Consider the following 19,400-nt stretch of genomic DNA (forward strand, 5'->3'; position numbering starts at 1 on the left):
CCGGAACGGGTCAGCGGACGGCGGGCGTCCAGTGGAGGCGGCCGTCGAGGCCGATGGCGGCGACCCCGTCGGTGCCGGTGGCGGGCGCCCCGGCGAAGAGGAACTTCTCCAGCGTCCACACGGGAGGGGCGCCCGCGGCGCGCCCGTGGGGGGCGGTCGCCAGGAAGCCGGCGCGGGAGCGGACCGCGAGCATGCCGTCGCCGCCGCTGACGGGGCCGAAGCCCGCGACGCCGGAGCCGGGCAGCTCGGTGACCGGGGAGACCGGGCCGGCGCCGGAGAAGTCGGCGCTGCGCAGGTCGCCGGAGGCCGGCTTGCGGAACCAGAGGCGTACGCCGTCGCCGTCCGGCGCGGGGCTCGCGCTGAGGGCCAGGGTGGTCGGGGGGAGACCGGTCCGCACGGGACCTGCGAGGGGGCCGCCGGGTCGCTGCTGCGCCCAGGTCAGCACGGTGTCGGGGGTGCTGGCGAAGACGTACCCGCGGCCGGTGGCGTCGGTCGCCGCCACCGGGTCGCCGTAGACCTCGGTGCCGCCGACCGTCCGCCACGGGCCCCAGCTGCCGTCGGCGCGCTGCTCGCGGGCGGTGAGGCGGTGGTCGCTGTCGCGCAGGAGCAGGGTCGCCCGGCCGTCGGGGCCGACGGTCACGGCGGGCGCGCTGATGTCGGAGGTGCCGTCGGCGTCGTCGCGTTCGGGGGTGCCGAGCGAGCGCCAGGGGCCGAAGGCGCCGCCGGGCACGTGCTGCGCGGTGGTGACGACCTCGCGCTGGTAGGCGGAGGCGCTGCCGCCCAGCGTCGTGCGGGTGGCGAAGACCGCCGTGCGGCCGTCGGGGAGGGCGACGGAGGTGACGCCGCCGTCCAGGCCGTCGCCGGGCAGCAGCTCCGGTCCGCGCCAGGCGCCGACGCCGGCGGGCTTGCGCCAGGAGGCGAGGCGTCCGTCGAGGACGGCGAAGGCGCGGAGCCCGCCGTCGGGGTCGCGCTGCACCCAGGAGGTCGAGGTGGACCGGGCGTAGCGGACGGTCTGGGTCCAGCCCCGGCCGCCGGGCCGCGCGGCCACCTTCAGGTCGCCGCATCCGGCGGTGGTCCCGCAGTCGTTGACCCCGTCCAGCCAGGCGTAGGTCTCCAGGGTCCGCAGTTTCGCGCCGGCCGTCTCGGGGTCGAGGGTGTGGGGCAGGGTGCTGGTGGGATAGCCCAGGTAGTTCTGGACGCCGACGTGGGGGTGCCCGGGGGTGTCCGCGTACCGGGCGAGCGCGGCCTGGACGAACCGCGCCCCGTACAGGTGGTCCTGGTGGTCGCGGAGCTTGCCGCCGGTGCCGGGCCAGGTGCCGGGGGTGGGGTCCTGCATGCGGACGAAGGTCGGCCGGAAGCGTTCGAGCAGTCCGGCGACGGTGGCGACGACCTGGTCCCTGGTGTACGTGAAGTCGGCCGTGACGGGGGTGCCGGCGGCCCGCTGGGAGGCGAGCGCGTCGATCCGGCCGTGCCAGAGGCCGTTGAGGCTCTCGGGGCGGTCGTCGCTGATGGAGCCGGCCTCGCGGAGCTGGAGCCAGACGAGCTTGACCTGGGGGTGGGCGCGCAGGGTGTCCAGCTCGGCGGTGGCGCCGCCGGCCGTGGGTATCGCGGTCCGGTCCCAGACGGCGGTCCGGCTGCCGGTGGCCATCTCGGCATAGGCGGCGCGTATGCCGTTCTGCCGGGCCTCGGCGTAGCCGGCCTTGTCGGGGGCGGCGCCGGCGGCGTCGCGGGGGCGGGCGTTGACGCCGTCGGACTCGCCCGCGGTGAGGTAGACGGAGGCCAGGGGGCTGCCGGAGCGCAGGGACTGGGAGATGTCCGGGTTCATGAAGAACAGGTCGTCGTCGGGGTGGGCGACGAACTGCACCACGGAGGTGGCGGCGTGCGGGGTCCGCGCCGGTGCGGCGGGAGCCTTGGCCTCGTGGGCCGGCGGCGGCGCCGGGGGTCCCTCCGGCTTCGCCGCCGTCACCGAGAGGAGAGCGGCGAAGGTGCCGCCGACGAGCGCGGTGGCGACGGCCGCAGAAACGATTCTGCGACGGGAGGGGCGGCGGAGGCGGACAGGCATGTGCGGCGGCGCTTTCACTGACGGGCGGGGCGGGGGACCCGCCTTCCTCGGCGGGGCACCCCGCGTCGAGGGCGGGAGGCTCCCGCGGGCAACAAGACGGACCTTCTAGATTTACGGTTCATTCGCCCCGAAAGAGATCTCTGTGCGGGATCTCACGCGCGGGACGCCGTGGCGTGCGCCACGTCCGCCCCCGGCCGGCCGGACTCCGACGCGAGCCGACCGTCGGTCGGGGGCGCCCGGGAGCCCCGCGCCGGATAGGCTCGTTCCCTGGGGCTGACCTGCTCGGAGGGAGCGGCGGAATGACGGTGCCGGGACGCAGGAGCAGCACGTTCTCACGTCTGCTGCGGCACGGGTTCACCGACCCCTCGGGAGCCGAGGCGCTCCTCGACGCGCCGGAGCTCTCCGCGCTGCGCGACGACTCCGTCCTCCTCGACTCCCTCGGCGCCACCGCCGACCCCGACCTCGCCCTGCGCGGCCTGGTCCGGCTGGCCGAGGCGCAGCCCGAGACCGAGCGGCAGACCTTCACGGCCACGCTGCTCTCGGCCAAGCCGTTCCGCGACCGCCTCCTCGGCGTCCTCGGCGCCTCCGAAGCCCTCGCCGACCACCTGGCCCGCCACCCCCGCGACTGGGAGTCCCTCGTCACCTACGAGGCGGTCGACCTGCACCCGGGTGTCGCCGAGTTCGAGCAGGGCCTCTCCGACGCCGACGACGCGGTGGCGCTGCGGGTCTCCTACCGCCGCTGCCTGCTGGCCATAGCGGCCCGCGACGTGTGCGGCACCACCGACGTCGCCCAGGCCGCCGCCGAGCTCGCCGACCTGGCGACGGCGACGCTGCGGGCCGCGCTCGCCATCGCCCGGGCCGCCGCTCCCGCGGACGCCGCCCAGTGCCGGCTCGCCGTGATCGCGATGGGCAAGTGCGGCGGCCACGAGCTCAACTACGTCTCCGACGTCGACGTGATCTTCGTCGGTGAGCCCGTCGAGGGCGCCGACGAGGGCAAGGCGATCCAGGCCGCGACCCGGCTCGCCTCCCACCTGATGCGGATCTGCTCGGAGACCACCGTCGAAGGCACCATCTGGCCGGTCGACGCCAACCTCCGTCCCGAGGGCCGCAACGGCCCCCTCGTCCGCACGCTCTCCTCCCACCTCGCCTACTACCAGCGCTGGGCGAAGACCTGGGAGTTCCAGGCGCTCCTGAAGGCCCGGGCGGTCGCCGGCGACCCGGAGCTCGGCGCCCAGTACATCGAGGCCGTCTCGCCGCTCGTCTGGCAGGCGGCCGAGCGCGACAACTTCGTCCCCGACGTCCAGAAGATGCGCCGCCGGGTCGTCGACAACATCCCCGTCGCCCACGTCGAGCGCGAGCTGAAGCTCGGCCCCGGCGGTCTGCGGGACGTCGAGTTCGCCGTCCAGCTCCTCCAGCTGGTGCACGGCCGCAGCGACGCCACCCTGCACAGCGGCACCACCCTCGACGCGCTGGCCGCGCTCGCCGCCGGCGGCTACGTCGGCCGGGCCGACGCGGCCCAGCTCGACGAGGCCTACCGCTTCCTGCGCGCCATGGAGCACCGCATCCAGCTCCACCGGCTGCGCCGCACCCACCTCGTGCCCGAGGACGAGTCCGACCTGCGCCGCCTCGGCCGCTCCCTCGGCCTGCGCACCGACCCGGTCGCCGAGCTGAACAAGGAGTGGAAGCGGCACGCCTCCGTCGTCCGCCGGCTGCACGAGAAGCTCTTCTACCGGCCGCTGCTCGACGCGTTCGCCCAGCTCGCCCCCGGCGAGATCCGGCTCAGCCCGAAGGCCGCCGGCCAGCGCCTCGAAGCGCTCGGCTACCAGGACCCCGCCGCCGCCCTGCGCCACCTGGAGGCGCTGGCCTCCGGGGTCAGCCGCAAGGCCGCCATCCAGCGGACGCTCCTGCCCGTGCTGCTCGGCTGGTTCGCCGACTCGGCCGACCCGGACGCCGGACTGCTCGGCTTCCGCAGGGTCTCGGACGCCCTCGGCAAGACGCCCTGGTATCTCCGGCTGCTCCGGGACGAGGGCGCCGCCGCGGAGAACCTCGCCCGGGTGCTCTCCGCCGGGCGCCTCGCCCCCGACCTGCTGCTGCGCGCCCCCGAGGCGGTCGCGCTCCTCGGCGACCCGGAGGGGCTGAAGCCGCGCGGCCGGGACCACCTGGAGCAGGAGGTGCTGGCCGCGGTGGGCCGTGCGGACGACGCCGAGCAGGCCGTCGCGGCGGCCCGCGGGGTGCGCCGCAGGGAGCTCTTCCGCACCGCCGCGGCCGACCTCATCGGCTCGTACGGCACCGAGGACAGCCCCCGCGAACCCGACCCGGGGGCCCTGGTCGACCGGGTCGGGGAAGCCGTCACCGACCTCAACGCCGCGACCATCGCCGGCGCCCTGCGGGCCGCCGTCCGCGCCGAGTGGGGCGACACCCTGCCCACCCGGTTCGCGGTCATCGGCATGGGCCGCTTCGGCGGTCACGAGCTGGGGTACGGCTCCGACGCCGACGTCCTGTTCGTCCACGAGCCGCGCGAGGGCGTCGACGAGCAGGAGGCCGCCCGGGCCGCGAACCGCGTGGTCGCCGAGATGCGCCGGCTGCTCCAGCTCCCCACCACCGACCCGCCGTTGCTCATCGACGCGGACCTCAGGCCGGAGGGCAAGAGCGGCCCCCTGGTCCGCACCCTGAAGTCGTACGCGGCCTACTACCGCCGCTGGTCCCTGGTCTGGGAGAGCCAGGCCCTGCTGCGCGCCGCCCCCATGGCCGGCGACATGGACCTCGCCGACCGCTTCGTCGCACTCGTCGACCCGCTGCGCTATCCCGCGGAGGGCCTCGGCGAGGACGCCGTCCGCGAGATCCGCCGGCTCAAGGCCCGGATGGAGTCCGAGCGGCTGCCGCGCGGCGCGGACCCCACGCTCCACGCCAAGCTGGGCCGCGGCGGCCTCAGCGACGTCGAGTGGACGGTCCAGCTGCTCCAGATGCGGCACGGCTGGGCGGAGCCCGGACTGCGCACGACCCGCACCCGCGAGGCCCTCGCCGCCGCGCACGCGGCCGGTCTGATCCCGACCGAGGAGGCGCAGACCCTGGACGAGGCGTGGGTGCTCGCCACCCGCGTCCGCAACGCGGTGATGCTGGTGCGCGGCCGCCCCGGCGACACGTTCCCCTCCGACCCGCGCGAACTCGCGGCGGTCGGACGGTACCTGGGGTACGTCCCCGGTCACGTCGGCGAGATGGTCGACGACTACCGCCGCATCACCCGCCGCGCCAGGGCCGTCGTCGAGGAGCTCTTCTACGGCGCCTAGGCCGTGGGTGAGGCCCCCCGGGACCGGGCCCCCTGCCCCCGGGGACCGGCCCGCCCCGCCCCCCGGGACCGGTCGTCCCGGCGGCCGCGCTAGGCGTCGTCGAGCAGGGTGCGGACGTGCGCGAGGTAGCCGGTGAGCGCCAGCTCGAAGGCCTGGTCGGCGCGGCCCTCGGGGACCGCGCCGAGGGCGCGGGCGAGGTGGGGCGTGGCCGTCTCGTCGGGGAGCTCCCACATCGCCTCGGGGGCGGCCAGGTCGAGCGCCGAGCCGAGGACGAGGTTCTCCAGGGCGATGATGACGGGCATGACGTCCGGCAGCGCGAACCCGGTGTCGAGCAGGCGGCGGACGGCCTTCTCGTACTGGAGGAGGACCTTCGGGGCCCGGACCGGCGAGGTGGTGAGCAGCGGGATCGCGCGCGGGTGGGCGGCGAAGGCGGCCCGGTAGGAGCGGGCCCAGGCGGTGAGGGCGGCGTCCCACGGCTCCGCGTCGAGGGTGGTGTCGGCGATGGCGGCGGAGACCCGCTCGCGCAGCAGCTCCACGATCCCGTCCCGGCCGTCCACGTGGTGGTAGACGGAGGCGGTCTGCACCCCGAGGCGCCGGGCGATCTGCGGGACGCTGAACTCGCCCTGCTCGTCGACGATGTCGAGCGCCGTGGTGGCGATGCGCTCCCGGTCGAGGAGGGGTCTGCGCGGCCGGCCCATGAAGCGTCACTCCCTGTCCAGGTCTTCCCGAATCGATGAACGCGAGGCTACATTGCGCAAACCGAAAGCCTTTAGGTTTCCTGTCGCGGAAAGGCTTCCCCCGTCATGTCCACATCCACCCCCGACCAGCCCCCGGGGCTGAGAAGCGGCACCCTCACCACCGCCGACATCTCCTTCTTCGTCGTCTCCGCCGCCGCACCGCTCACCGTCATGGCCGGCGTCGCGCCCGTCGCGATCCTGCTCGGCGGCATCGGCGCCCCCGTCGGCTACCTCCTCGCCGGCCTCACCCTCACCGTCTTCGCCGTCGGCTTCACCACCATGAGCCGCCACGTCCGCAGCGCCGGCGCCTTCTACGCGTACATCACCCGCGGTCTCGGCACCCCGATCGGCATCGCCGCCGCCCTCGTCGCCATGCTCGGCTACAACGGCATGGAGATCGGCGTCTACGGGCTCCTCGGCTCCGCCACCTCGGACACCGCCGCCTCCCTCGGCCACGACGTCCCCTGGCTGCCCGTCTCCCTCGCCGGCCTGCTGCTCGTCTGGTACGGCGGCTACCGCTCCATCGACTTCGGCGCCAAGGTCCTCGGCGTCCTCCTGGTCGCCGAGACCGGCATCCTCGTCCTCCTCGCCGGCGGCGTCCTCCTCGACGGGGGCGCCCACGGCCTCTCCCTCGCCGGCCTCGCCCCCGGGCACGTCCTCACCGGCGGCACCGCCGCGGTCCTCGCCTGCGCCTTCGCCGCCTTCACCGGCTTCGAGTCCACGGTCATCTACCGGCGCGAGGCCAGGAACCCCGAGCGCACCATCCCCCGCGCCACCTACATCGCCGTCGCCTTCCTCGGCCTCTTCTACGCCTTCGTCGTCTGGACCGTGATCCAGGCGTTCGGCGAGGACAAGGTCGTCCAGGCGGCCGCCGACGACCCCGGCGGGCTCTTCTTCGCCGCCATCACCACCTACGTCGGAGCCTGGGCCGCCGACCTGATGCACCTGCTCATCATCACCAGCGTCCTCGCCTCGCTCCTCGCCTTCCACAACGCCATCAACCGCTACACCCTCTCCCTCGCCGAGGAGGGCGTGCTGCCCCCGGCACTGGGCCGGATCCACCCCCGCCACCGCTCCCCGTACGTGGCCGGAGCCCTCCAGACCGTCCTCGGGGCGGTCGTCGTCCTCGCCTTCGCCCTGGCCGGCGCCGACCCGTACCAGCAGCTCCTGCTCTGGGTGAACACCCCCGGCATGATCGGCCTGATGGTCCTCCAGCTGCTCGCCGCGCTCGCCGTGCCCTGCTTCTTCCGGCGGATCGACCACCGGGAGGGCGTGCTGCGCACCGTCGTCGCCCCCGTCGTCGCCTTCGTCCTGCTCGCCGGGGCGATCGGCCTGGTCACCGCCAACGTCGAGCTGTTCACCGGGGCCTCGACGACGGTCAACACCGTGCTCGTCTCCCTCGTCCCCGCCGTCTTCCTCCTGGGCCTCGTCCTCGCGTTCCGGCTCCGCCGCACCCGCCCCGGGACCTACGCCCGCTTCGCCGCCGAACCCGCCACCGAAGGAGCCGACCCCTCGTGTCCGCACCCGACCTCGTCCTCGTCAACGCCCGCGTCCGCGACCCCGGGGCCACCGGCCACACCGCCGTCGCCGTCCATGGCGGAGTGATCACGGCCCTCGGCGCCGACGCCGAGGCCCGCGCCTGGGCCGGACCCGGCACCGAGACCGTCGACCTGGCCGGCGCCACCCTCACCCCCGGCCTCACCGACGCCCACAGCCACCCCGTGTGGGGCCTGGAGATGTTCACCGGCACCGACCTGTCCGGCGTCACCGACCTCGAAGGGCTCCGTGCGGCCCTGCGCACCGCCGGACGCCACGACGGCTGGGTCCTCGGCTTCGGCCTCGACCACAACGCCTTCGGCGGCCGCCCCGTCCACCACGCGCTGATCGACGACGTCCTCGACGGTGCCCCCGCGCACCTGCGGCTCTACGACGGCCACTCCGTCCTCGTCAGCGCGAACGCCCTCAAGGCCGCCGGCATCGAGGGGCCCCGCGCCTTCGCCCAGCACTCCGAGATCGTCTGCGGTCCCGACGGACGCCCCACCGGGCACCTCGTCGAGCACGCGGCCATGGACCTGATGACCCCGGTGCTGCCCGCCCGCCCGTACGCCGAGCGCCGGGCCCGCCTCCTCGACCTGCTCGCCGGGATGGCCGCCACCGGCCTCACCTCCGCCCACGTCATGGACCTCGGCGGGCACGACGTCCCGGGCCTGCTGAGCGCCCTGGAGGAGGACGGCGACCTGCCGCTGCGCCTGCGCCTGGCCCCCTGGTGCATGCCCGGCGCGACCGCGGAGGAGCTGGACGCCCTGGTGCGGCTCCAGGAACGGGCCGGCCGCATGTGGCGGGTCGGCGGCGTGAAGTTCTTCATGGACGGCACCGTCGAGGGCGGCACCGCCTGGCTGGAGCACGCCGACTGCCACGGGCAGGGCACCGCCGCCTTCTGGCCGGACCCCGAGGCGTACTCCGCCGCCGTGGGCCGGCTCCACCGCGCGGGCGTCGGCACCGCCACCCACGCGATCGGCGACGCCGCCGTCCGTCACGTCCTCGACACCGTCGAGGGACTGGGCGCGGGCGGCCCCCGCCACCGGATCGAGCACATCGAGACCGTCCCCGACGACCAGCTCGGCCGCTTCGCCGCGCTCGGCGTCGTCGCCTCGATGCAGCCCCCGCACACCGCGTACACGCGGGCCGACCACACCGACGAGTGGTCCCGCCGGCTCGGCGAGGAGCGGGCCGCCCGCGCCTGGCGCTGCCGGGACCTGCGGGACGCCGGCGCCCACCTCGCGCTCGGCTCCGACTGGCCCATCGCCCACCACGACGCCCGGCAGGTCCTCGCCACGGCCCGCGCCCCGCGCGGCGCCGCGTCGGCCCGTCACGGACTGACGGGTCTGATGGCACTGGAGGGCATGACCACGCACGCGGCGTTCGCCGCGGGGGAGGAGGCGCTCGCCGGCCGGATCGCCCCCGGCTTCCGGGCCGACCTCACCGCCTTCGCGGTGGACCCGGTCGAGGCCCCGGCGGACGAGGCCGCTCAGGCCCCGATCCGGCTCACCGTCTCCGGCGGCCGCGTCACGTACCGGAGCTGACCTGCCGCCCGGAGTCGCTCGCGCGGTCCGTCCCCGCCGGGGACGGACCGCCCCGCAGGACGGGGCCGGTCGGCTCCACGAGCCGCGGCAGGCGGTGCGGCCGGGAGCCGTACCAGCAGTAGGAGACGCCGAAGCCGAAGGCCAGGCAGATCATGCCGCCGACCGCGTCCAGCCAGAAGTGGTTGGCGGTGGACACGATCACGACGAGGGTGGCCGCCGGGTAGAGCAGGCCGAGGATCTTCGCCCAGGGCGCCTTGGCCAGCAGGAAGATCGTCACTCCGCACCAGAGCGACCAGCCGATGTGCATCGACGGCATCGCCGCGTACTGGTTGGAGACGTGCTTCAGGTTGCCCGAGGCCATCGAGCCCCAGGTGTGGTGGACGAGCACCGTGTCGATGAAGTCCTGGCCGTTCATGAGCCGCGGCGGCGCGAGCGGATACAGGTAGTAACCGACCAGGGCCACACCGGTGGTGGCGAACAGGACGGTCCGGAACGCCGAGTAGCGGCCCGGGTGCCACCGGTACAGCCACACCAGCACACCGATGGTCACGATGAAGTGCAGCGTCGCGTAGTAGTAGTTCATCGAGACGATGAGCCAGGTCACCGAGTTCACCGCGTGGTTCACGGCGTGCTCGAAGGCGAGCCCGAGGGACTCCTCGGTGCGCCAGATCCAGTCGGCGTTCTCGAGCGCCTGGGCCTTCTGCTCCGGCACCGCGTTGCGGATGAGGGAGTAGGTCCAGTAGCTCACCGCGATCAGCAGGATCTCGAACCAGATCGTGGGGCGCCGGGGCGTGCGCCCGCGCAGGCGCGACAGCCTGCCGTCGGCCACCATGGGTGACGACGGGGTCGTCCGGTCGTCCAAACTCTTCACGGTCGTTTCACCCATAGGGAGAGAGTCTGCCAGATCCCCACCCCCCGACCGATCATCCCTCGGTCGGGTTCGGGGCGCACCCCCTCCGTCTCAGGAAGGAGTGCGCGCGGGCGCCGGGGCGGACGCGGTGGAGCCGCGAACCACCAGCTCAGGCATGAAGACGAACTCGGAGTGCGGGGCCGGGGTGCCCCCGACCTCCTCCAGCAGCGCCCGGACCGCGGCCTGGCCCATCGCCTGCACCGGCTGGCGGATGGTGGTCAGCGGCGGGTCGGTGAAGGCTATGAGCGGGGAGTCGTCGAAGCCGACGACGGAGACGTCCCTCGGCACGTCGAGCCCCTGCTGCCGCGCGGCCCGGATCGCGCCGAGCGCCATCATGTCGCTCGCGCAGACGACCGCCGTGCAGCCGCGGGAGATCAGCGCCCCGGCGGCGGCCTGGCCGCCCTCCAGGGTGTAGAGGGAGTGCTGGATCAGCTCCTCGGACTCGTCGGGGCCGAGGCCGAACCGCTCCTCCATGCCCTTCTGGAAGCCCTCTATCTTGCGCAGCACCGGCACGAACCGCTTCGGTCCGACGGCCAGCCCGATCCGGGTGTGGCCGAGGGCCGCCAGGTGCGTCACCGCGAGCCGCATCGCCGCCCGGTCGTCGGGCGACACGAACGGCGCCTGGACCTTGGGCGAGAAGCCGTTGAGGAGGACGTAGGGGACGCCCTTGCCGCGCAGCTGGTCGTAGCGCGTCATGTCGGCGGTGGTGTCGGCGTGCAGCCCGGAGACGAAGATGATGCCGGCGACGCCGCGCTCCACCAGCATGTCGGTGAGCTCGTCCTCGGTGGACCCGCCGGGGGTCTGGGTGGCGAGGACCGGCGTGTACCCCTGCCGGGTCAGGGCCTGCCCGATCACCTGCGCGAGCGCGGGGAAGATCGGGTTGTCCAGTTCGGGGGTGATCAGGCCGACGAGGCCGGCGCTGCGCTGGCGGAGGCGCACGGGGCGCTCGTAGCCGAGCACGTCGAGCGCGGCGAGGACGGACTCACGGGTGGCCGCCGCCACACCGGGCTTGCCGTTGAGCACGCGGCTGACTGTGGCTTCACTGACCCCCGCCTGGGCTGCGATGTCGGAGAGCCGCGCGGTCATGGGAAAGGACTGTACCGGTCACAGCGCGTATTTCCCACCGGTTCCCCGCACCCGTACCCGACCGCAAGGTTCGAGCCGTTGCGCAAGGTCTTGCAGGGCTTGCGGGCACCTTTCGAGGGGGCGACAGGGGTGCGCGAGGTCGATACGCGTGCGAGATGCCCGATACGGACCCTGTCAAGCAGCCCGTCGGCAACCTTCGGGACACGCGGATGTAACGATCGCCGGTCCTTGCAGAAAATCCCCGCAAGCTCTTTCGGCTCGTTTTCATCCCTGTTACGTTCCTGGCAACCCGGAGCGCCGCGAGGGAGCGGTCGCATGAGGAAGGTTCCAGCCCCTCGTCTCCCCGGGATCATCGAAGGAGTTCACATGCGGCGTGGCATAGCGGCCACCGCGCTGGTCGCGGCCTTGGGCGTGACCCTGGCGGCGTGCGGTAGTGACAGCGGTTCGAAGGACGGCGGCGCGAAGGGCTCGGGCGAGCTCTCCGGCACGGTCACCTGGTGGGACACGTCCACGGTCGGCTCCGAGGACAAGGTCTTCAAGAAGGTCGCCGAGGACTTCAAGAAGAAGCACCCCAAGGTCACCGTCAAGTACGTGAACGTGCCCTTCGGTGAGGCGCAGAACAAGTTCAAGAACGCCGCGCAGTCCGGCTCCGGCGCCCCCGACGTCATCCGCTCCGAGGTCGCCTGGACCCCCGAGTTCGCGGACCTCGGCTACCTCGCCCCGCTCGACGGCACCCCCGCCCTCAAGGACTCCGACGACTTCCTCAAGCAGGCGTCGGCCTCCACCCAGTACAAGGGCAAGACCTACGCCGTCCCGCAGGTCATCGACTCCATGGGCATCTTCTACAACAAGAAGATCTTCAAGGAGGCCGGCGTCGAGGTCCCCAAGACCATCGCCGACCTGAAGACCGTCTCCGCCACCATCAAGAAGAAGACCGGCAAGACCGGCCTCTACCTGCGCGGCGACGACGCCTACTGGTTCCTCTCCTTCCTCTACGGCGAGGGCGGCGACCTCGTCGACGCCGAGAAGAAGACGGTCACCGTCGACAGCCCCGCCGGCGTGAAGGCCTTCAAGACGGTCAAGGACCTGGTGGACTCCGGCGCGGCCAAGACGGACGCGACCGACGGCTGGAACAACATGCAGACGGCCTTCAAGGACGGCAAGGTCGCCATGATGATCAACGGCCCGTGGGCCGTCTCCGACACCTACGCCGGCAAGGAGTTCGCGGACAAGGCCAACCTGGGCATCGCCCCGGTCCCCGCCGGTTCCGCCGGCCAGGGCGCCCCGCAGGGCGGTCACAACCTCGCCGTCTACGCCGGGTCGAAGAACCTCGACGCGTCCTACGCCTTCGCCGAGTACATGACCTCGGTCGAGACCCAGGCGACGATCGCGAAGGAGCTCAGCCTCCTCCCGACCCGCCAGTCCGTCTACATCAAGCCGGACGTCGCGACCAACGAGATGATCACCTTCTTCAAGCCGGTCGTCGACAAGGCCGTCGAGCGCCCCTGGATCCCGGAGACCGGCAGCCTCTTCGCGCCGCTCGTCACCGAGTACACCAAGGTCCTGACCGGCCAGACCACCCCCGAGGCGGGTGCCAAGGCGACCGGTGACGGCTACCGCAAGCTCCTGAAGGACTGGAAGTAGCAGGAAGAGGAAGGAAGGCAGGCCGGCTGATGGCTGTGGACACCCCCAGCCAGTCGGTGGTGAAGGCCGCGGGCGAGAGCGCCCGCGGCCGGAGCCGCGGGACTGGTAAGCCCCGGGGCGCGGCGAAGCGCTCCCTCGCCACCCACTGGTACGCCTGGGCGATGGTCGCCCCGGTCACCGTCGTGATCGCCGTGATCATCGGCTATCCGCTGGTCCGCGGCATCTTCCTGTCGCTGACCGACGCCAACGAGCGCAACGTCGAGCGCTCCATCGGCGTCAACCACATCCCGGCCAGCTACGAGTTCGTCGGCCTGGACAACTACGCCGACGCGCTGACGGGCGGCCAGTTCCTCTCCACCCTGGGCTGGACCCTGGTGTGGACGGTGTCCTGCGTCTCCGTGACCTTCGCCCTCGGCCTGGCCCTCGCCAACATCCTCAACCGCAAGATCGCCGGCCGCGGCGCCTACCGGCTGATGCTCATCCTGCCGTGGGCCGTGCCCGGCTTCGTCTCCGTCTTCGCCTGGCGCTTCCTCTACAACCAGGACAACGGTCTCCTCAACAAGATCCTCGCGGGCGGCGGCATCGACGCCGTGCCGTGGCTGAACGACCCCACCTGGGCCAAGCTGTCGGTCATCCTCGTCAACGTCTGGCTCGGCGTCCCGTTCATGATGGTCGCCCTCCTCGGCGGGCTCCAGTCCATCCCCGGCGAGCTGTACGAGGCCGCCGAGATGGACGGCGCCAACGCCTGGCAGCGCTTCCGGCACATCACCATGCCCGGACTCAGCTCCGTGTCGACGACGGTGATCCTGCTGTCGACCATCTGGACCTTCAACATGTTCCCGGTGATCTTCCTGCTCACCCGGGGCGGGCCCGGCGAGGCCACCCAGATCCTCGTCACCCAGGCCTACAAGTTCTCCTTCGAGGTCAGTCCGCGCGACTTCGCCCAGTCGTCCACCTGGGGCGTGCTCATCCTGGTCCTCCTGATGATCTTCGCCGCGGTCTACCGGCGAGTCCTCCGCAAGCAGGGAGAAGTCTGGTGACCACCACGACCCCCGCCCGTCACGCCGCACCCGCCAACGCCCCGATCCGCGGCCGCCGTTCGCCGCTGGCCTCGGTCGCGCTGCACGCCACGCTGATCGTCGCGTCCGTGATCGCCGTCTTCCCGGTCCTGTGGGTCCTGCTGACCTCGCTGAAGCCCGCGAAGTACGCGATCACCACGGACTTCTTCAAGGAGACGACGCTCGAGAACTACACGAACCTGCTGCGGGACACCCCGTTCCTCACCTGGTTCGGCAACTCGCTGCTCGTCGCCGGCCTCACCACCGTCATCGGCGTCTTCGTCTCCGCCACCACGGGCTACGCCGTGAGCCGCTTCCGCTTCCCCGGCAAGCGCGGACTGATGTGGACGCTGCTCATCACCCAGATGTTCCCGGTCGCCGTCCTCATCGTGCCGATCTACAACATCATGGCGTCGATGGGCCTGCTCAACCAGCCGGTCGGCCTGGTGGTCACCTACCTGACGATCGCCGTCCCGTTCTGCGCGTGGATGATGAAGGGCTTCTTCGACACCATCCCGCGCGAGATCGACGAGTCGGGATACGTCGACGGCCTCACCCCCTTCGGCACCTTCTGGCGGCTGATCCTGCCGCTGGCCAAGCCGGGCATCGCCGTCACCGCGTTCTACTCCTTCATCACCGCCTGGGGCGAGGTGGCCTACGCCTCCGCCTTCATGGTCGGCGACGAGAACCTGACGCTCGCCGGCGGACTGCAGAAGTTCGTCAACCAGTACGGGGCGCAGTGGGGCCCGATGGCCGCGGCCTCCGTGCTGATCGCCGTCCCCGCCGCCCTGGTGTTCCTCTTCGCCCAGCGGCACCTGGTCACCGGCATGTCGGCCGGTGCCGTCAAGGGCTGACGGCCCTGAGCACCCCGCCCGAACGCACCTCCTTACCTCCCAGGGAAGACATGACCCAGCATCTCGCCACCCCGGCCGACGCCCCCACCACCGGCACGCACACGGGCTGGTGGAGAGACGCGGTGATCTACCAGGTCTACCCGCGCAGCTTCGCCGACGGCAACGGCGACGGCATGGGCGACCTGGAGGGCATCCGCAGCCGGCTGCCGTACCTCAGGGACCTGGGCGTCGACGCCGTCTGGCTCTCGCCGTTCTACGCCTCCCCGCAGGCCGACGCCGGCTACGACGTCGCCGACTACCGGGCCATCGACCCGATGTTCGGCTCGCTCCTCGACGCCGACGCGGTGATCCGCGAGGCCCACGAACTGGGCCTGCGCATCATCGTCGACCTGGTGCCCAACCACTCCTCCGACCAGCACGAGTGGTTCCAGCGCGCCCTGCGCGAGGGCCCCGGTTCCCCGCTGCGCGAGCGCTACCACTTCAAGGCCGGCCAGGGCGAGAACGGCGAACTCCCGCCCAACGACTGGGAGTCCATCTTCGGCGGCCCGGCCTGGACGCGCACCGCGAACCCGGACGGCACGCCCGGCGACTGGTACCTCCACCTCTTCGCCCCGGAGCAGCCCGACTTCAACTGGGAGCACCCGGCCGTCCGCGACGAGTTCCGCTCGATCCTGCGCTTCTGGCTCGACATGGGCGTCGACGGCTTCCGGGTCGACGTCGCCCACGGCCTGGTCAAGGCCGCCGGCCTGCCCGACATCGGCGCCCACGACCAGCTGAAGCTGCTCGGCAACGACGTCATGCCCTTCTTCGACCAGGACGGCGTCCACGAGATCTACCGCACCTGGCGCACCGTCCTCGCCGAGTACGACGGCGAGCGCATCCTCGTCGCCGAGGCGTGGACCCCGACCGTCGACCGCACCGCCCACTACGTGCGCCCCGACGAGATGCACCAGGCGTTCAACTTCCAGTACCTGGGCACCCACTGGGACGCCACGGAGCTGCGCACGGTGATCGACGCCTCGCTCGACGCGATGCGCCCGGTCGGCGCCCCCACCACCTGGGTGCTGTCCAACCACGACGTCACCCGCCACGCCACCCGCTTCGCCAACCCCGCGGGCCTCGGCACCCAGCTCCGCGAGGCCGGCGACCGCGCGCTCGGCCTGCGCCGGGCCCGTGCCGCGTCGCTGCTGATGCTGGCCCTGCCCGGCTCCGCGTACGTCTACCAGGGCGAGGAGCTCGGCCTGCCGGACGTCACCGACCTGCCCGACGAGGTCCGCCAGGACCCGTCCTTCTGGCGGGCCAGCGGCCAGGACGGCTTCCGCGACGGCTGCCGCGTGCCGATCCCGTGGACCGTCGAGGGCTCCTCGTACGGCTTCGGCGCCGGCGGCTCCTGGCTGCCGCAGCCCGCCACCTGGGGCGGACTGAGCGTGGAGGCCCAGACCGGCGACCCCGGCTCCACCCTGGAGCTGTACCGCAGCGCGCTCGCCGTGCGCCGCGAGCGCCCCGAACTCGGTGCGGGCGAGACCGTCGAGTGGCTGGAGGCACCCGAGGGTGTGCTCTCCTTCCGCCGCGACGGTTTCGTCTGCACCGCCAACACCACCGGCCGGGCCATCACCGTCCCGCTGCCCGGCCGGTACCTCCTGTCCAGCGAGGAGATCCGCGTCGTCGACGACGAAGCGGAGATCCCCGCCGACACCACCGTCTGGTGGGCGGTGTGACGATCCCCCTGCCGCGGGGCGCCGGACACGGCGCTCCGCGGCTCGCGGACATCGCGGCCCAGTCCGGCGTCAGCGAGGCCACCGTCAGCCGCGTCCTCAACGGCAAGGCGGGGGTGGCCGGCGCGACCCGGCACAAGGTGCTCGCGGCGCTCGACGTGCTCGGCTACGAGCGTCCCGTACGGCTCAAACGCCGCAGCGCGGGCCTCGTCGGGCTCGTCGTGCCCGAGCTGACCAACCCGATCTTCCCGGCCTTCGCGCAGGTCGTCGAACAGGTCCTGGCCGGGCACGGCTACACGCCGGTGCTCTGCACCCAGATGCCCGGCGGTGCGACCGAGGACGAGCTCGTCGAGCAGCTCGTGGAGCGCGGGGTGGCCGGCATCGTCTTCCTCTCCGGGCTGCACGCGGACGCGACCGCCGACCCGGCGCGCTACGCCCGGCTGGCCGCCCGGGGCGTGCCGTTCGTCCTCATCAACGGCTACAACGAGCACGTCGACGCCAACTTCGTCTCGCCCGACGACCGGGCCGCGGCCCGGATGGCCGTCCGGCACCTGGTCGAGCTCGGCCACGAGCGCATCGGCCTCGCCATCGGCCCGACCCGCTACGTGCCCTCGCGCCGCAAGGCCGAGGGCTTCGCCGCCGAGCTGTACGAGCTCCTCGGCGTGGAGCGGGCCGACGCCGAACGGTTCATCCGGCCCACGCTGTTCGGCGTCGAGGGCGGCCACGCGGCCGCCGAGATCCTGCTGGCCGAGGGGTGCACGGGCATCGTGTGCGCCTCCGACCTGATGGCGCTCGGCGTGATCCGGGCCGTGCGCGCCCGCGGTCTCGAAGTGCCCGACGACGTCTCCGTCGTGGGCTTCGACGACTCCCCGCTGATCGCCTTCACCAGCCCTCCGCTGTCCACCGTGCGCCAGCCGGTGCAGGCGATGGCGACCGCCGCCGTCGGCGCGCTCCTGGAGGAGATCGAGGGAAACCCGGTGCAGCGCACGGAGTTCGTGTTCCAGCCGGAGCTGGTGGTCCGGGGTTCCACGGCGCAGCCGCCGAAGGTGCCGCACGTCCTTTCGTAACAACTTCCATCGCGGTGTCCGGAGGGTTGACCGGGCGCCGGGGCGCTCGTACGGTCACGGCTGAAAACAGTTGCTGAAGTTTTCGGCAACTTCTTGCGACACGGACGTCGTACAGGAGGAAGCATGGCCAGAAGAACCGTGGCCGCTGCACTCGCCCTCGTGGCGGGAGCTGCCGCTGTGGCCGTCACGGGAAACGCCCCGGCGCAGGCCACACCGCCCGGCGAGAAGGACGTCACCGCGGTGATGTTCGAATGGAACTTCGCCTCGGTGGCCCGCGAGTGCACCGAGCGCCTCGGCCCCGCCGGATACGGATACGTCCAGGTCTCCCCGCCCCAGGAACACCTCCAGGGCGGCCAGTGGTGGACCTCGTACCAGCCGGTCAGCTACAAGATCGCCGGACGTCTCGGCGACCGCACCGCCTTCAAGAGCATGATCGACACCTGCCACGCGGCCGGCGTCAAGGTCGTCGCCGACTCCGTCATCAACCACATGGCGAACGGCTCCGGGACGGGAACGGGCGGGACCCCGTTCTCCAAGTACGACTACCCGGGCCTCTACTCCGGCTCCGACATGGACGACTGCCGCTCCTCGATCTCCAACTACCAGGACCGCGCCAACGTCCAGAACTGCGAACTGGTCCAGCTCCCCGACCTCGACACCGGTGAGGACTACGTCCGCGGCAAGATAGCCGGCTACCTCAACGACCTGCTCTCCCTCGGCGTCGACGGACTGCGCATCGACGCCGCCAAGCACATGCCGGCCGCCGACCTCGCCAACATCAAGTCCCGGCTCACCAACCCCGGGGTCTACTGGAAGCAGGAGGCGATTCACGGCGCCGGCGAGGCCGTCTCCCCGAGCGAGTACCTCGGCACGGGCGACGTCCAGGAGTTCCGCTACGCCCGCGACCTCAAGCGCGTCCTGCAGAACGAGAAGCTCTCCTACCTGAAGAACTTCGGCGAGGCGTGGGGCTACATGCCCTCCGGCCAGTCCGGCGTCTTCGTCGACAACCACGACACCGAGCGCGGCGGCGACACCCTGTCCTACAAGGACGGCGCGAACTACACCCTCGCCTCCGTCTTCATGCTCGCCTGGCCCTACGGCTCCCCGGACGTCCACTCCGGCTACGAGTGGACCGACAAGGACGCCGGACCGCCCAACGGCGGTCAGGTGAACGCCTGTTACAGCGACGGCTGGAAGTGTCAGCACGCCTGGCGCGAGATCTCCTCCATGGTCGCCTTCCGCAACACCGCCCGCGGACAGGCCGTCACGAACTGGTGGGACAACGCCGGCAACGCGATCGCGTTCGGCCGCGGCTCCAAGGCGTACGTGGCCATCAACCACGAGTCCTCGGCGCTCACCCGCACCTTCCAGACCTCCCTGCCCGCCGGCTCCTACTGCGACGTGCAGTCCGGCAACGCCGTGACGGTGAACCCGTCCGGCCAGTTCACGGCCACCCTCGGCGCCCAGACGGCCCTGGCCCTGCACGTGAACGCCACCACCTGCGGCGGCACCACCCCCACCACGCCGCCGACCACGACCCCGCCGACCACCCCGCCCGCCACCGCGGGCGCCTCGTTCAACGTCAACGCCACCACGGTCGTCGGCCAGAACATCTACGTCACCGGCAACCGCGCCGAGCTCGGCAACTGGGCCCCGGCCTCCGCCCTCAAGCTCGACCCGGCCGCCTACCCGGTGTGGAAGCTCACGGTCTCCCTGCCCGCCGGAACGTCCTTCGAGTACAAGTACGTCCGCAAGGACGCGGCCGGGAACGTCACCTGGGAGTCCGGTGCCAATCGCACCGCGACCGTGCCCGCCTCGGGCCAGGTCGTCCTGAACGACACCTTCCGCAGCTGACCCCACCTCCCCGCCAGGGCCGCCCCACCCGGGGCGGCCCTCC

Annotated in this window: 13 protein-coding genes; 9 read left to right on the forward strand and 4 right to left on the reverse strand. The window is 72.5% G+C overall.

Annotation, left to right across the window (positions count from 1 at the left end):
* Window positions 1-10 precede the first annotated feature (10 nt).
* Window positions 11-2,062, reverse strand: coding sequence for a PIG-L family deacetylase (locus ACZ60W_RS08245; protein WP_469754564.1), 2,052 nt, complete (start codon window positions 2,060-2,062; stop codon window positions 11-13).
* 299 nt (window positions 2,063-2,361) lie between these two features.
* On the opposite strand from ACZ60W_RS08245, the gene ACZ60W_RS08250 reads away from it, so the two are divergent.
* The gene (locus tag ACZ60W_RS08250) at window positions 2,362-5,349 is read left to right on the forward strand and encodes a bifunctional [glutamine synthetase] adenylyltransferase/[glutamine synthetase]-adenylyl-L-tyrosine phosphorylase (protein ID WP_469754565.1); all 2,988 of its coding nucleotides are present in this window, start codon (window positions 2,362-2,364) and stop codon (window positions 5,347-5,349) included.
* A gap of 89 nt (window positions 5,350-5,438) precedes the next feature.
* Here the strand turns inward: ACZ60W_RS08250 and ACZ60W_RS08255 are convergent, their stop codons facing one another.
* On the reverse strand, window positions 5,439-6,047 hold the full coding sequence (locus tag ACZ60W_RS08255; RefSeq protein WP_469754566.1) for a TetR/AcrR family transcriptional regulator: 609 nt from the start codon (window positions 6,045-6,047) through the stop codon (window positions 5,439-5,441).
* Window positions 6,048-6,152: 105 nt separating this feature from the next.
* On the opposite strand from ACZ60W_RS08255, the gene ACZ60W_RS08260 reads away from it, so the two are divergent.
* Complete coding sequence (locus ACZ60W_RS08260; RefSeq protein ID WP_469754567.1) at window positions 6,153-7,691, forward strand: APC family permease; 1,539 nt, start codon at window positions 6,153-6,155, stop codon at window positions 7,689-7,691.
* A complete protein-coding gene (locus tag ACZ60W_RS08265) occupies window positions 7,601-9,169 on the forward strand; it encodes an amidohydrolase (protein WP_469754568.1) in 1,569 nt (522 codons plus the stop codon). The genes ACZ60W_RS08260 and ACZ60W_RS08265 overlap by 91 nt, the downstream gene beginning before the upstream one ends.
* Here ACZ60W_RS08265 and ACZ60W_RS08270 read toward each other — a convergent pair.
* On the reverse strand, window positions 9,153-10,055 hold the full coding sequence (locus ACZ60W_RS08270; protein ID WP_469754569.1) for a phosphatase PAP2 family protein: 903 nt from the start codon (window positions 10,053-10,055) through the stop codon (window positions 9,153-9,155). The two genes, ACZ60W_RS08265 and ACZ60W_RS08270, sit on opposite strands and share 17 nt — an antisense overlap.
* A 75-nt stretch (window positions 10,056-10,130) precedes the next feature.
* Window positions 10,131-11,165: a LacI family DNA-binding transcriptional regulator gene (locus ACZ60W_RS08275; protein WP_469754570.1), complete on the reverse strand. Its 1,035-nt coding sequence runs from the start codon at window positions 11,163-11,165 to the stop codon at window positions 10,131-10,133.
* A 366-nt stretch (window positions 11,166-11,531) separates the two neighbouring features.
* Here ACZ60W_RS08275 and ACZ60W_RS08280 point away from each other — a divergent pair, with 366 nt between their 5' ends.
* The 6 genes from ACZ60W_RS08280 to ACZ60W_RS08305 all read left to right on the forward strand — a co-directional run bounded on the left by ACZ60W_RS08280 (window position 11,532) and on the right by ACZ60W_RS08305 (window position 19,357).
* Window positions 11,532-12,809 (forward strand): extracellular solute-binding protein, encoded by a 1,278-nt coding sequence (locus ACZ60W_RS08280; RefSeq protein ID WP_469754571.1) that lies wholly within the window; start codon window positions 11,532-11,534, stop codon window positions 12,807-12,809.
* A gap of 29 nt (window positions 12,810-12,838) precedes the next feature.
* The gene (locus ACZ60W_RS08285; protein ID WP_469754572.1) at window positions 12,839-13,849 is read left to right on the forward strand and encodes a carbohydrate ABC transporter permease; all 1,011 of its coding nucleotides are present in this window, start codon (window positions 12,839-12,841) and stop codon (window positions 13,847-13,849) included.
* Entirely contained in the window at window positions 13,843-14,721 is an 879-nt protein-coding gene (locus ACZ60W_RS08290) for a sugar ABC transporter permease (RefSeq protein ID WP_469754617.1), read from the forward strand. The genes ACZ60W_RS08285 and ACZ60W_RS08290 overlap by 7 nt, the downstream gene beginning before the upstream one ends.
* 50 nt (window positions 14,722-14,771) lie before the next feature.
* Entirely contained in the window at window positions 14,772-16,439 is a 1,668-nt protein-coding gene (locus ACZ60W_RS08295; RefSeq protein ID WP_469754573.1) for a glycoside hydrolase family 13 protein, read from the forward strand.
* Window positions 16,427-17,503 (forward strand): LacI family DNA-binding transcriptional regulator, encoded by a 1,077-nt coding sequence (locus ACZ60W_RS08300; RefSeq protein ID WP_469754574.1) that lies wholly within the window; start codon window positions 16,427-16,429, stop codon window positions 17,501-17,503. The genes ACZ60W_RS08295 and ACZ60W_RS08300 overlap by 13 nt, the downstream gene beginning before the upstream one ends.
* A gap of 123 nt (window positions 17,504-17,626) precedes the next feature.
* The gene (locus ACZ60W_RS08305) at window positions 17,627-19,357 is read left to right on the forward strand and encodes a carbohydrate-binding module family 20 domain-containing protein (RefSeq protein WP_469754575.1); all 1,731 of its coding nucleotides are present in this window, start codon (window positions 17,627-17,629) and stop codon (window positions 19,355-19,357) included.
* Window positions 19,358-19,400: the final 43 nt, after the last annotated feature.

This window comes from Streptomyces sp. NPDC104202 (assembly GCF_055584185.1).